The organism is Termitidicoccus mucosus, assembly GCF_038725785.1.
Taxonomy (GTDB): Bacteria; Verrucomicrobiota; Verrucomicrobiia; order Opitutales; family Opitutaceae; genus Termitidicoccus; species Termitidicoccus mucosus.
In genome coordinates this window covers 890,210-904,504 of sequence record NZ_CP109796.1, presented here as the reverse complement: position 1 = coordinate 904,504, position 14,295 = coordinate 890,210, and the positions used below count along the sequence as shown (strand labels likewise).

At 59.8% G+C, this 14,295-nt stretch carries 11 protein-coding genes; 7 read left to right on the top strand and 4 right to left on the bottom strand.

From position 1 onward, the window contains the following. The 7 genes from OH491_RS03165 to OH491_RS03135 all read left to right on the top strand — a co-directional run bounded on the left by OH491_RS03165 (window position 1) and on the right by OH491_RS03135 (window position 7,542). Window positions 1-741, top strand: coding sequence for a hypothetical protein (locus tag OH491_RS03165; RefSeq protein ID WP_342750853.1), 741 nt, complete (start codon window positions 1-3; stop codon window positions 739-741). Between the two features lie 124 nt (window positions 742-865). After that, window positions 866-1,327: a hypothetical protein gene (locus OH491_RS03160; protein ID WP_068769363.1), complete on the top strand. Its 462-nt coding sequence runs from the start codon at window positions 866-868 to the stop codon at window positions 1,325-1,327. Beyond that, window positions 1,324-2,121 carry a hypothetical protein gene (locus OH491_RS03155; protein ID WP_145928635.1) on the top strand — a complete coding sequence of 266 codons (798 nt, stop codon included), beginning with the start codon at window positions 1,324-1,326 and terminating at the stop codon, window positions 2,119-2,121. The genes OH491_RS03160 and OH491_RS03155 overlap by 4 nt, the downstream gene beginning before the upstream one ends. 106 nt (window positions 2,122-2,227) lie before the next feature. Then, a complete protein-coding gene (locus OH491_RS03150; protein ID WP_068769365.1) occupies window positions 2,228-2,578 on the top strand; it encodes a hypothetical protein in 351 nt (116 codons plus the stop codon). Continuing rightward, window positions 2,529-3,623, top strand: a complete 1,095-nt coding sequence (locus OH491_RS03145) for a hypothetical protein (protein WP_145928636.1) — start codon at window positions 2,529-2,531, stop codon at window positions 3,621-3,623. The genes OH491_RS03150 and OH491_RS03145 overlap by 50 nt, the downstream gene beginning before the upstream one ends. Next, on the top strand, window positions 3,620-4,033 hold the full coding sequence (locus tag OH491_RS03140; RefSeq protein ID WP_145928637.1) for a hypothetical protein: 414 nt from the start codon (window positions 3,620-3,622) through the stop codon (window positions 4,031-4,033). Before OH491_RS03145 ends, OH491_RS03140 begins: the two co-directional genes overlap by 4 nt. Window positions 4,034-4,290: 257 nt before the next feature. Beyond that, window positions 4,291-7,542 (top strand): type I restriction endonuclease subunit R, encoded by a 3,252-nt coding sequence (locus tag OH491_RS03135; protein WP_068769368.1) that lies wholly within the window; start codon window positions 4,291-4,293, stop codon window positions 7,540-7,542. 130 nt (window positions 7,543-7,672) lie between these two features. Here OH491_RS03135 and OH491_RS03130 read toward each other — a convergent pair whose 3' ends face one another. The 4 genes from OH491_RS03130 to OH491_RS03115 form a co-directional block, all read right to left on the bottom strand. Next, a complete protein-coding gene (locus OH491_RS03130; protein ID WP_068769369.1) occupies window positions 7,673-9,439 on the bottom strand; it encodes an Rne/Rng family ribonuclease in 1,767 nt (588 codons plus the stop codon). A 102-nt stretch (window positions 9,440-9,541) separates the two neighbouring features. Next, on the bottom strand, window positions 9,542-10,792 hold the full coding sequence (locus tag OH491_RS03125) for an FtsW/RodA/SpoVE family cell cycle protein (protein WP_068769370.1): 1,251 nt from the start codon (window positions 10,790-10,792) through the stop codon (window positions 9,542-9,544). 181 nt (window positions 10,793-10,973) lie between these two features. Next, window positions 10,974-12,440 (bottom strand): O-antigen ligase family protein, encoded by a 1,467-nt coding sequence (locus tag OH491_RS03120; RefSeq protein ID WP_068769371.1) that lies wholly within the window; start codon window positions 12,438-12,440, stop codon window positions 10,974-10,976. Between the two features lie 302 nt (window positions 12,441-12,742). Next, window positions 12,743-14,167 carry a sulfatase gene (locus tag OH491_RS03115; protein ID WP_084441950.1) on the bottom strand — a complete coding sequence of 475 codons (1,425 nt, stop codon included), beginning with the start codon at window positions 14,165-14,167 and terminating at the stop codon, window positions 12,743-12,745. Between the last annotated feature and the right edge of the window lie 128 nt (window positions 14,168-14,295).

Here is a 14,295-nt window from a genome sequence, read left to right as displayed (position 1 = left end):
ATGAATTTATTAAAAATTATTACTGATCCCTATGATCGCAAAGCTCGGCTTTGGCCTGCTTTGCTTTTAGTTTTTCCTGTTGTTATAACAATCATAACCTTGCTGTCTGAAAAGCTGGGCCTACTGCAGCAATTTTTAGCAATAATTATTGGATGTGGTGGGGCATTCCTGTGCACACAATTCGCGCGTGATTCCGGCAAGCGAAAAGAATCTAAACTTTTCAAAAAATGGGGCGGTATGCCTTCTGTGGCAATCTTACGTCATAGTGATAATCAATTAAACCCTATAACGAAACTCAATTATCATAAACGACTCGCGTGCATGGTGGAAAACACCTGTGCACCAACAAGCGAACAGGAGGCTGACAATAAAACGGAGGCCGATAAGATATATGAAGCTTGGTCAAATTATCTACGAGCCATGACACGTGACACACAGAAATATGCGCTACTCTTTCACGAGAATATTAGCTATGGATTTCGACGTAATATTCGGGGGCTTCGATCCTATGGAATATCAGTAAGCGTAATTTGCATCATATTATGCGGGCTTGCTTTTTGGCATACCTATGAAGCCACTGGCGAGATAGAAACTACAAGACTCGTATCGGTAAGCATCTCCGCAATATTTCTTTTTCTCTGGTCTTTTGTTTTCACAGATTCTTGGGTTCTCATTCCTGCACAAGCCTATGCGGAAAGGCTCATGGAGTCTATTGAAACTATAGCGAACGATACAAAATAACCTGTCGTCATGACACACGTTTTGCATCTTCACCAACAACGCTTCAACGAAACTCGACGGCGAACGGGTCGCTTTAAGCGAATCGCTATGGAGCGATGCTTCTGTCAATAATCACTCCACATCCATGAACTATCGCCACCCCGAGCATCGGATTCACGAGATTGTCCAATCACCCAAATGCCTCAATGACGGGCAAACCTTCACCATAAAATCGACCGGCGAGCACAGCGCCCATTTCACCGTCGATCTCGCGTTGCTGGACGGACCATTTCTCGACATTCGCTACACGGGCCGCGCCGGGCGCACCAACATTCCATCGTCCTACGATGCCTCGCTGCTTCTCGAACAACAGCGTGTGCGTGGCGTCGGTTATTGCGCGGTCGAGCGACAGAACTTTCGCGCCAAGCTGCGCATTCCGAAAGGCTGGCATCAAAACATCTGCGATCCCAATGTCGCCACCAACCATCCGGCATGGAACCGACACGAACCGCTGGCCGATTTTGCGCCGACGGATTTTTCGCATTTTATTCAACTCACCTCCAACCTGTGGAATATTGATTTGAACCGCGAGGAAGAGCTTCTATGAATACCGCCTTCGCAAACACACTACAACCAGACTCATTGCGCAGCGCCTTGGCGGGCTTTTGGAACGATGCGCTTAAAATCGAACCGACACCGCACGGTTTCGCCATCGCCCTCCCGCAAACCGGAGCCGACGGCTGGCAGCTCGTCGCCGAACTCACGCAAGTCACTCCCGGCCATGCCGAATTGTCCGACGCGGGCAAGACCCTTGGCGGGCTGGCTGCGCAGGGTCAGAACATCGAGGCCGACACCATCAGGGAACACGTTGACACCATCCTGAAGCAAAGCGGCGCCGAGCGTCGCGGATTGGAGCTGGTGCGCGTGCTCAGCCTGCCGATTGATCCGGCGGACGTGCATGTTTTTGCCGAGGCGCTAAGCGCGATTTCGCATCTGTGGGTGTTGCATGAGCCGACCGTGCGCACGCAAAACATCGCCGACATCACCCTGCGCCGCGTGTTTTCCGACCGGAAACTCGAAGCAAAAGCCGGCGTCACGCTCGACGGCAAAACCGAGAAAGGCGTGCGGGTGGATTATCTCGTGCAGCCGCGCCGCACCGTGGCCTTCGAAATCCTGCGCCGCCGCCGCAACCTGCTGCCGGTAATGGAACAATGGGGCTACCGCTGGCAGGATTTGCGCAAGACGCGCGCCGATTTGATGCCGGTCATGCTTTATGATCCGGCAATGCAGGAAGTGGACAACGCCAGCCGCACCATCGGCGAGGAAGTCTGCACGCTCTTCTGCGCCTACAACGAAACCGACCGCATCCACGAAGTCTTGGATGAAGCAGGAAAATCATGACCCCGCTCCCTTCATCGGCAGCGTGCAGAAGGAACTCGCTTCCGAGCGGACGGACGCCGGCTGATTCCGAATTAAAAACCTCTCTGGACAAAAACTAAAACCTCCCATGGCCAACGAGATCATCTTTTACCGAACCCCCGACGGCGAAGAGCGCATCGAGGTCGTTTTTCGCGATGAAAATTTCTGGATGACCCAGAAGGCGCTGGCCGATTTGTTCGCCGTGGGCACGCCGGCCATCAACAAGCACCTCAAGAACATCTACGAGTCCGGTGAGCTGGAGGAGACGGCAACTATTTCCAAAATGGAAAGAGTTCGCCGGTCCCCGAATTCGCCCCGTCCCCGGATACGGGAGCAAATGAAAAAGAGTGTTGTCTTTAATCGCTCCAACTCGTCTTTTCAATTCCCCCATGACTCAGGAACCGTTCATTCAGCCCCGCTTTGTGGGGCCGAGATTTGAGGGGCACACGCTCCCGCTCTCTGCGGCCAAGGACTTGGCCGCATATGAGGAATTGGTTTTGGAATTGGCCAAACATCTTTTCCGGCAGAAAAATCAAGACCGCATCAGGCTACCCAAAGGCTTCGCCAGCGGCTTTAGCCTGCATATCGAGCGCATCGACGACGGCAGCGCGAAACCCACCTTGGTCGCCATGATGCTGGCCGGCCAGCTTTTTAGCGATCTTCCCGCCGAGATCACCGAATCCAAGGATCTCATCAATTGCGTGATTGCCACGGAGGCCGGCCAGCAGTTCCCGGCAGCCTTCCCCAAAGATTTTTACAGCTACTTCAACCGCATTGGCCGATCTTTGGAGGAAGGCGAATTCATCGAATGGCTGCCGGACTCGGCGACCAACAAAACAGTGCTCACCCCCACCAAGCGCAAGCGGCTGGTGCTGGCCCATCGCGAAACTTATGAGGCCGAAGTCAACGTCGTCGGCTTGGTTGAAGAACTGAACACCAAGCAAAAAACCGGGGTGTTGAGGGCGCTTGAGAAGGAGCCGGTCACGTTTGTTTTCGACGATCCGTTTTTCAGCGATCTAAAGGATGCGCTGGGTATTCGCGCGCAATATGTGCGCGTCCTCGGCGTAGGCGTATTCGACGTAAACGACCGGCTGAGCTCCATCACCGAAATCGACCAATTGGAGCGCCTGCCGCACTACCTGTTGACCTCAAGCATCGACAAACTCGCCATCCTTGCCGACGGCTGGCTGGAAGGCGTCGGAGTTGCCCCGAAACCCGAAGCCTTGAATTGGCTCACCAACGAAGTTTCCACGTCATTCCCGTTATCATTGGAGTATCCATCCGTGGCCCCATCCGAGGAAGGTAACGTGATCTTCGAGTGGATTCGGCCTCACGCGCGCATCGAGCTGGAAGTGAATTTTGCCGATCAAAAACTCGAACTTTACTCCACCAACCTCAAGGCGAACGATTTTGTGGAGAAGGTGTTTGAATTCAACCAATGGCAGGAGGCCTTCGGGCAGGTGGAAGGGCTTCTTCTGCTATGAGCACATCAACGGTGCCCGGGATGGTTTTCCGGCAAGTCCACCCGAACCACTGGGACGGTAAGAATCCCAACAGCGTGGCCTTCTCCCCCACGCCCAAAGACCAGGATCAGCTTTCAGTGGACGATGCCTCATTGGTCACCGCCGAGGAGTCATGGACTCACTTCACCAAGAATCTCGGCCTTCAATCGGTCGGCGTTTGGGCGGTCACTGCGAACGAGATAGCTAGTTCTGGTGAGCTTGCCTTGCTGCGCGCTCCAATCACCGGTCAAACTGACGTCCAGAAAGACAATCCAGCGCATTGCCTGATCGATTTTTCAAAATTGACGACAAAGGGACAGAAGAAGCGTTGCGCCCAGCAACTGGCATTGCTCGCTTCCGTTCGTGGTTGCCAGTTCCAACCCGTCGCGTGAGTGGCTTTGCAAAGGGACGCTCTTTCAGAACAAAAGTATTGTTTGAGGGGCAACGCAGCCGGAACACGCACGCTTGCGGGTAATGGGAACATTCCTTTTATCCAGTAACATTTTGATTGTTACTGCCGAAACTAAAAAGTTACTTGTTTGATTATGAACGAGAACTGGCAAAGCAAAGTTGGGTGCCACGTTAAAAATGCCTTCCAGTCAATATCTCATTTTTTCACCGATCCGAAGAATCCTTTTAGCACTTCTCCATGACCGACCCGACCAAGGAACTCGCCTTTCAAAACGACGTCATCGCCCAGATGCTCGCCGCCGGCTGGAAGCGCGGCGCGGCGGAGAATTACGACCGCGCCCTCGCACTCTATCCGGAGGACGTGACCGGTTTCGTGAAGGACACCCAGCCCGAGCAGTGGCAAAAATTCTGCGCGCTCTATCCGGCCAACCCCGAGCAAAAGTTCCTCGAACGCGTCGCCGCCCAGCTCGACAAGGCCGACCCCAACGCGGCCGACCAGACCATGCGCACCTTCGGCACGCTCGGCGTGCTGCGCCACGAGCTGCGCGACCGCGGCACCCGTTTCTCGCTCTGCCAGTTCAGGCCCGAGCACGATCTCAACCCCGACACGCTCGCCCGTTACGGCAAAAACCGCCTACGCCTCGTGCCCGAGCTGGTTTACAGCCCTTGGGCGACCGAGGCCGAGCTCGCCGCCACCGGCATCAAGGCCAAGGCCTGGCGCATCGACCTCGTGCTCTTCGTCAACGGCCTGCCCGTCGCCACGCTGGAGCTGAAATCCGAGTTCAAGCAGGCCGCCGACCGCGCGATCAAACAATACAAGGCCACCCGCCTGCCGGTGGACCCGGTCACGAAAAAACCCGAGCCGCTCCTCACCTTCAAACGCGGCGCGCTCGTCCACTTCGCGGTCAGCCAATACGAGGTTGCCATGACCACCCGCCTCGCGGGCGACGCCACGGTGTTCCTGCCCTTCAACCGCGGCACCAGGGACGGCGGCGCGGGCAACGACGTGCCGAAAGACGTCAACCGCTACGCCACCGACTACCTGTGGAACGAAGTGCTGTTGCCCGACAACCTGCTCAATATTCTCGCGCGTTTCGTTCACCTCGAAATCAAGGAGAAGGAGGATTGGGACGGCCGGAAGTATAAGCAGGAGGCGATGATCTTCCCGCGTTACCACCAGTGGGATGTCGTGCAAAAACTGCTCGCGACTTCGCGCGCCGAGGGCCCCGGCCACAAATACCTCATCCAGCACAGCGCCGGCTCGGGCAAATCCAACTCCATCGCCTGGACCGCCCACCGGCTCTCCTCGCTCTACACCGCCAAGGGCGAAAAGCAGTTTCACTCCGTCATCGTCGTCACCGACCGCACCGTGCTCGACGACCAGCTCCAGGAAACGATCTACCAGTTCGAGCACACCGACGGTGTGGTCGGCCGCATCAACCGCGAGGAGGGCGAGGGCTCAAAATCCGAGAAACTCGCGACGGCGCTGGAGGGCGCGCAGCCCATCATCATCGTCACCCTCCAGACCTTCCCCTTCGTGCTCCGCGCCATCGAAAACAGCGTGAGCCTGAAGGAGCGCCGCTACGCCATCATCGCCGACGAGGCCCACTCCTCGCAAAGCGGCTCGACCGCGCGGCAGTTGAAGGAAGTGCTCATGATCGAGGGCGGCGACGACGAGGAAAAGGAACTCTCAGCCGATGACATGATCGCCGCCGCGGTGGCCTCGCGCCGGGCCAATTCCAACCTGAGCTTCTTCGCCTTCACCGCCACACCCAAGACCAAGACGCTGGAGCTGTTCGGGCGTTTGCCCAATCCCGGCGAAGCGCCGTCCAAACAAAACAAGCCCGAAGCCTTCCACGTTTACAGCATGCGGCAGGCAATCGAGGAGGGCTTCATCCTCGACGTGCTGAAAAACTACACGAATTACAAAGTCGCCTACCAACTCGCGCTCAAGATCCAGCAGACCGAGGAGACGGTCGAAAGCCGTAAGGCCCAGGTGAAACTCAACCAGTGGGTGCGCCTGCACGACTACAACATCGCGCAAAAAGTGCAGGTCATCATTGAGCATTTCAAAACCCGCGTCATGGGCCTGCTCGGCGGTCACGCCAAGGCAATGGTCGTCACCAGCTCCCGCAAGGAGGCGGTGCGCTACAAGCTGAGCTTCGACAGATACATCGCCGAGAAAGGCTACGCCAAGATCTACGGCATGGTGGCTTTCTCCGGCGAGGTGGAGTTCACCGAGAAAGACCCCAACCCGGCCGGCCTGCTCGGCACCAAGTTCACCGAGATCAGCATGAACCCCGGCCTCAAAGGCCGCGACATGCGCAAGGCCTTCGACTCGCCCGACTATCAGGTGTTGATCGTGGCCAACAAATTTCAGACCGGCTTCGACCAGCCCAAGCTCTGCGCCATGTATGTGGACAAAAAACTCGGCGGCGTGGAGTGCGTGCAGACCCTCTCGCGCCTCAATCGCGTCTATCCCGGCAAGGCCGCGACCGGCACCTTCGTCCTGGATTTCTTCAACGAGCCGGAAGACATCCTCAACGCCTTCCTGCCCTACTACCAGACCGCGAAGCTCGATGACGTTTCCGATCCCAACCTGATTTTCGACCTCAACGAAAAGCTGCGCGCGGCGGGCATTTTCCAGTGGCCGGAAGTCGAGCAGTTCTGCACCGCGTTTTTCCAGAAGAGCAAAAGCAACGCCGCGCTCGCCAACATCTGCAAACCGGCGGTGCAGCGCTGGCAAATCCGCTACAAGGCCGCCGTGCTCGCCTGGCAGCAGACTCGCGACCTGCTGGAGCGCGTCAAAAAGACCGGCGACGCCGTGCTGCGGGCCAACGCGGAAAAGAACCACAAGGACGCGAAGAAGGAGAAAGACGCGCTGGAGATCTTTAAGAAGGACCTCGGCACCTTCGTGCGTTTCTACGAGTTCATGTCGCAGATCGTGGACTATGACGACGCGAACCTGGAAAAGCTCAGCCTCTACGCCCGCAACCTCGCCCCCCTGCTCCGTGAGCAAGCCGTCGATGACGACGACGTGGACCTAAACCACGTCGTCCTGAGCCACTACCGCCTGTCCAAGATCAAGCAGCAGGACCTGATGCTGGAGGAGGAACAAGCTCCCTATGGCCTGAAGCCGGGCGAAGGAGTAGGCTCGGCCAAGGCGAGAGATCGCAAGGAGGAGCTTCTTTCGCAGATCATCGCGCGCCTCAACGAACTCTTCCTCACCGACAACCTGACCGAGCAGGACTTGGTGAACTACGCCTACACCGTCCGTGACAAGGTCCGGGAAAACGAAAAGGTCATGAGTCAGCTCGCCAACAACAGCGACGAGCAGGCCATGCTGGGCGATTTCCCGAAGGCGGTGGACGATGCGATTCTCGACAGCAGCGCCGCCCACGAAAACCAGAAGCTACAACTTCTCTCTGACCCGAAGAAAGCCGCCATTTTCGCAAAACTGGTTTTCGATCTCATCAAGATGGCGGGGTGACAACGTGATCCAAGCCAAGGACTTCACATTTCGACTCTGGACGAAATTGATCGCCGCATGAGGGACCATGCAAAAAACCGCCGGGCGTGGACGGCCCGGCGGTTGGAAGCAAAAGGAGGACTGTTACTGGTTACCGGTATTCCTCGTTCGTGTTTGCGTTCACGATCTTGAAGTTTTCCACGTGGTAGTTCAGGTCGGCGCGGAAGGCCAGTTTCACGCCGAAGAGCTTTTCCATGCGCACGAGCAGCTCGGCGTCCTCACTGCGGAGGCGTTCGAGGATGCTGGGGTGCACAAGCACGCGGAGCGAATACGTCTTGCCGTCGTTGCGCGACTGGAGGCGGCGGACCACGGAGCTGAGTTTGCGCTGAAGCTCAACCGACATCGTCGTGGCCGACTTCACAATGCCGCGTCCGCGGCAGTAGGGGCAGTCGGTGTAGAGGTTGCTCGCGAGCGACTCCTGCTGGCGCTGGCGCGTCATTTGCATGATGCCGAGCTGCGAGATGGGAAGGATGTGGTTCTTCGCCTTGTCCTCGGCCATGGCCGCGACCATTTTTTCGTAAACGGCGTTGCGGTGGCGGCGCTCCTTCATGTCGATGAAGTCGATGATGATGAGGCCGCCGAGGTTGCGGAGGCGGATCTGGCGGGCGATCTCCTGCGCGGCCTCGAGGTTCACGGCGTAGATGGTGTTTTTCTCGTCGCCGCCGCGGTTTTTGTGGGAGCCGGTGTTGACGTCGATGGCGATGAGCGCCTCGGTCTCGTCGATCACGATCTCGCCGCCGCTGGGGAGCGGAACCTTGCGCTGGAAGGTCTGCTCGATCTGGCGCTCGATGTTGAAGCGCTCGAAGATCGGGATGTTGTCCTTGTAGAACGCGATTTTCGAGCGGGAGCGCTTGCTGATCTGGGCGACGAGGTTCTGGGTGCGCTCGTGGTCCTCGGGGTTGTCGATGAGCACGCGGTCCACCTCCTCGGTGAGGAAGTCGCGCACGGTGCGCTCGACGAGGTCGGGCTCCTGGTAGAGGCAGGCGGGGGATTTTTCCGTCTGCATGCGGGACTGGATGTTGGCCCAGGTCTTGAGCAGGAGGTGCAGGTCGCGGACAAAGTAGCGTTCCTTTTTGCCCTCGCCGGCGGTGCGCACGATCACGCTCATGCCTTCGGGGATGGTGAGCCGGTTGATGAGGTGCTTGAGGCGCTGGCGTTCGCGCGGGTCCTCGATTTTCCGGGAAATGCCGCACTGGTCGGAGTAGGGCATGAGGACGAGGTAGCGTCCGGGGATGGCGAGGTTGGTCGTGGTGCGCGGGCCTTTGGTGCCGATGGGGCCCTTGGTCACCTGGATGACGATTTCGCTGCCGGGCGGATACATGCCGGGGATGTCCTTGACCGTGGGCTCGGCGGGGCGCGGGGCGGCGTTTTTCTTTTTGTTCACGCGGACGACCTCGACGGACGAGTCGGCGGCGGCGGGGAGCATGTCCCAGTAATGGAGGAAGGCGTTTTTGCTGTAGCCGATGTCGACGAACGCGGCCTTGAGGCCGGGGTCGAGATTCTTGATGCGGCCCTTGTAGATGCCGCCGACCATGCGGTTGTCGGACTCGCGCTCGATCTCGAATTTTTCGAGGGTGCCGTCAACGAGGAGGGCGACGCGTTTTTCGAGGGGCTCGGAGTTGATGATGAGTTCGCGGAAGGTGGTTTTTTCCTTCTGGAACACGGAGAGGATTTTTTGGAGGAGCGGGCGCTGTTTGGCGCGCTCGCGGGCTCCGGCTTTCAGCTCGGCGGAATCGACGGGCTCGGCTTCGGTTTGCGGGGGAGGATTGGTGAGTTCCTCGTCATAGCGCTGGATGGGATCGTCCTGCTCAGGTTTGTCGTTGCCATTTTCGGGTGCGGGTTGGGATGTGACACTCATGGTGTGTGTGTTGTGTTTGGGCGGCGGCCCGACGTGCGGCAGGTGCGGCGCAGGAAATCCCGGCAGAGCGGTCCGTATCGCGTTGAGGATGTCTCATGGGGATCATGAAAAATCCTTCCTGAAGCGATAGACGCTCTGGACCAGTCCTTGCAGCAAGCAGCAACTGAGCACAAAGGAGCCTCCGTAGCTAATAAAGGGAAGCGGTATGCCCGTGATGGGCACAAGCCCGATCGACATGGCTATGTTCACAAACACGTGCACCATGAAAATCATCGTCACACCGATGCAGATCAGTGTGCCGAACCGGTCCCGTGCGAGACCGGCGATGCGAACGCTGTTGAACAAGACCACTCCAAACAGGCTGAGAACCGTGAGGCTTCCCAAAAATCCAGTTTCCTCGGCGATGACCGAGACAATAAAATCGTTGTGCGAGACGGCGGGGGGCAGGTAGCCGAGCTGGGCTTGCGCGCCCTGGGTCCAGCCCTTGCCGGTGAGTCCGCCGGAGCCGACGGAGATGAGAGATTGGTTGAGGTTGTAGGCCGACTCGGTGCCCCGCTTGTCAATGATGTCGGGCGCGGCGAACGTGAGGATGCGGTTGCGCTGGTAGCCGCGGAGCGGCAGCCAGGAATGTTTGTTGTAGAGGTCGCGCTCCTCGCTGTTCTGGTAGGAGTAGCCGTTTTTCTCCATGAAGCCCACATAGCCCACGGCATCCCACGCGACGATGCCCACGAGGAGCACGAACGCGCCGAGCGCCACCGCGAAAAACCGCAGCGAGAGCTTGGAGACGTAGAGCATCGCGAAGAGCATGGGCGGCAGGACAATGGCCGATTTCAGGTCGGGCTGCCAAAGGATAAGGATGATGGGAAATCCCGCCGCAAGCGCCAATTTCGCCAGCGCCTCGAGCGATTCGCGCACCGTGCCGATCTGCGAGCGGGCCAGAATGCTCGCGGACATGAGGAGCACGGCGATCTTGGCGGTTTCGGAGGGCTGATACTTGAACACGCCGAAATCGAGCCAGCGTTGCGCGCCGTATTGGGAATCGCCCACGCCGGGAATGAGAACAATAACCAGCGGCACCATGCAGAGTGCATAAATCCAGTGGGCCACGCCCAGCCAAAAACGGTAGTCGATCAACGAAACGGTCACATAGACCACCGCCGCCACGGCGAGAAAAACGATCTGCGCCTTCCATGCGCTGCCGTGCCGTTCGAGCTGGGCGCTGTAGATGAACATCACGCCGATGATGCAAAGAAAGCCCATCGCCATCGGGGTAAGCCAATCGTAGCGTCCCTCGGTTTTGATTTTCAGGACGCCAAACAATTCAAGCAGTGAATTGCGGGCATTGGCTGGCATTGGGAATGGGTGGGAGTCGATGGATGGCTGCGGTGGACTACGCGATAGATAGAAATAACGAAGCAACGCAAGAAATGTTACAAATAGATTAAGGAAAAACGACTTTTCACCCGAAAATAATTGGCGTTTGCATGGTGCTGGGACCGCGTGGCCCGTTTTTTACAGAAGGAAACCACGCTCCTTAATCCTCGCGCAACGCCTTCGCGCCGGCCGGCTCCGTCCGCCATGCCGCCGCCGCGCCGAGCAGAATCCAGAACACGACCGCGCCCATCGGCCCCTCGAGCACCACGCCGAAACACGCGCTGGCCAGGATGGCCCACGCACAGCACCACGGCCCCAGTCCGTCCGCCAGCGTCGCGCCATCGCGCGAGTTCGCGCATGTCCGCGCCGCGCGCCAAGTGCGCCGCACCATGCAGACCGCGACCAGCAGGAATGCCGCCAGTCCGGCCGCGCCGGTGCGGGCGAAAATCGAAATGAGCAGATTGTGGGGGCTGCGCGTCGTGAATTCGTCGTTCGAGTCCGCATAGTAGGCGCGCAGGAAATTTTCCGCCAGATCGTGCCCGTAACCCAGTCCTGTCCATGGATCGCCCGCGATGGTTTCGTTGACCACGGTCGTCCACCAGACCGCCCGGAAACGGTTGTTGTCGCCCTTCGATTCCGCGCCCTCGGCCGTATAGCTGCCCTTGCCCTGCCAGTCCACGACCGACACCACGCGTTGGTAAACCCCGTGCAGCGGCGTGCGGGTCCACGGGCGGTTTGTCGCCTGGGCCCAAAGCAGGATCGCCAGCGCCGCCGCCGCGCCCGAGGCGGCCAGCCAGCCGGCGAACCGCCAGCGGCCCGCCGCGGCCAGCCAGGCCGCGCCGACGGCCAGCGCGAGCATCGCCGCGCGGTTTTGCGTCGCGACCATGCCCGCGGCCAGCGCCAGGGCGACCGGCACCGCCCACCAGCGCCGCCGGTCGCGTTCGTATTCAAGAAACCATGACAACGCGCCCAGGGACATGAAGGTGCCGGCCAGGTCGCCCTTGAACCAAACCAGCGGCAGCCCGCGCACGGTCAGCGTTTCCAGAAAAAAATCCCGCCGCAGCAAAAACACCCCGTAAAGCGGCAGCATCACCAAGGTGCTTCCCAGCAGGCAGCGCCGCAGCCAGCGCCGGTGCGCGGGCTCCTCCATGGCCTGCTGCGCGACGAAGAAAAACAGCGCGTAATAAACCATCGCGAAATCGCGCAGCGCCATCACGCCGTGGGTGCGCACGTCGAACGGGAGCCGCACCGTGCACAGCACCATCCACAGGACCAGCGCGAGGTTGAGCCCGTCGCGCCGCAGCGGGAGGCGGCGCTCCCTGGCGCAGGCCCAAGCCAGGACCGAAAGCGTCGCCGCCATGCCGATTTCCGCCGGGAAAAGCGGCAGGCTGCCCGAGACGGTGAGTTGCGCGAACCCGCGGTTGCCGATGACATAGCCGGTGACAAGCAAGCCGAGCACGAGCGCATTGAACCCGATCGGCGACACGCGCGCCGCGATCACGCAGAGCAACGCGCCGCCGACTGCGACCGGCAGCAGCATCTCGCCTTGCGCGATCCAGATGCCGGCGCACACGGCGAAGCCGAGCGCGAGCAGGGCGACAAAGGTTTCTTTGGCGGAAAGACTCACAAGCCACCGATATAAATCCGCGAACCGCCGGGGTTTGAAGGATGAAATTTTTCAGGCAGAGGGCGAGGGCTTTGCGGTGGACACGACGGAGCGGGTGCAGCCGGAAGAGGTGTCAGCCAAGCGTCGGCGCGCGAGCGACTGGGAGCGCCGGCTTCCAGCCGGCAGACGACGCGAAGCGTCGCCAAACCCACGGGCGAGTCGCCCGTGCCACCTGCCGGCAAGATGCCGGCGCTCCCAGTCGCTCACGCGGCTGCGCGGCATCTTATGGTTTTCGACGTGGGCGGCCACGTCGGCGGGGCTCGTCAGCCTTTGCGGGTTGGGAAGCGCGCGCCTTGGGCTTTCAAGGTGGAAAGAAGCTCGTCCCTCAACTTCGCCGCGAGTTCGGGCTGCGTTTTGGCGAGGTCACTGGATTCCTGCGGGTCCTCGGCGAGATTGTATAATTCGGCCCGCTCGTCCTCGTAGAAATAGATCAGCTTCATGTCGCCTTTGCGCATCGAGGAGCAGGGGCGGGTGTTGACGTGATCGGGATGATAAAAGGGAAAATGCCAGGTGAGCGTGTCGCGGGCGAGCGTCTGGGTCTTGCCGGCGAGGAGCGGCAGGATGCTCATGCCGTCGAGCGTGACCGGCGGCGGTTCGGCGCCGGCCGCCTCGCAGAAGGTCGGCATGAGGTCGGTGGCGGTGACAGGCGTGGCGGAGGACGAGCCCGCCTTGATGACACCGGGCCAGCGCGCAATAAAGGGCCCGCGCACACCGCCTTCATAGAGCGTCCATTTGCTGCCGCGCAGGCCGTTCCACGCGACGCGCGGATCGCCGCCATTGTCGGAGGTGAGGACGACGAAGGTGTTTTCCGCCAGGCCGAGCTGGTCGAGCGCGTCGAGGGCGCGGCCGACGAGGTGATCCATCGTCTCGACAAAGGCCGCGTAGGTGAGCTGGGCTTCGTTGAGGTTGATGCCGAGTTCTTTTGCCCTGGCGTCGTATTTGTCCAGGAGCCACTTGCACCGGGTGTGCAGCGGATAATGCACGTAGTAGTACGAGAGAAAGAGGAAAAACCGCTCGTCCCGGTGGCGGCGCAAGAAGCCGATCGCCTGGTCGGTGAGCGCGTCGGGGGCGAATTCTCCGGGTTTGAAAGCACCGGGGCCGGGGCGGTTTTTTTTCCCCTTGGGATAATTATAGGGATGGCTGCCGCGCTCTTCGCTGGTCTCGGCGAAACCCTGCTGCGCGGGGCCGAATTTGGCGCCGTGGCCGAGGTATTTCCCGCCGGTCTCCTGCGTGAGGTGCCATTTGCCATAGTAGCCGGTTTTATATCCGGCGGGGGCGAGCGCCTCGGCGAGCGAGATTTCGGAGAGCGGAAGATCGCGCGGATAGGGCGGCGGATTCAGCACGACACCGGCGGGGTGTTTGGCGCCGTCGGGCTTGGTGACAAATTCGAAATGCAGTCGCGCGGGGGAGCGTCCGGTGAGGCTGGCGGCGCGCGAGGCGGAGCAAATGGGCGCGGGCGCGTAAGCGTGGGTGAGCGTCATGCCCTGGGTGGCAAGCCGGTCGAAATTGGGCGTGTCGATGAATTTTTGTCCGTAAACCCCGATGTCACCCCAGCCGAGGTCGTCGATGAGGATGAGCATGATGTTGGGTGGCGTCGTCGTCGCGGGCGCGGCGGGCAGCGCGGCGGCGCCGAGCATGAGTGACGCGATGCCGGCGGTCTGGCAGAGGGAGGCAGATGGCAGGTGCATGGGATGATTACGGGGTTTGCTGCGTCAGCATGGCGGCCATGCGGTGGACGAGGGCAGCGTTTTCATCTATGATGAAGCGGCTTTGGTTAATTAATATCTTTATTGAAACCCGCGCGAGGGTGATGCGC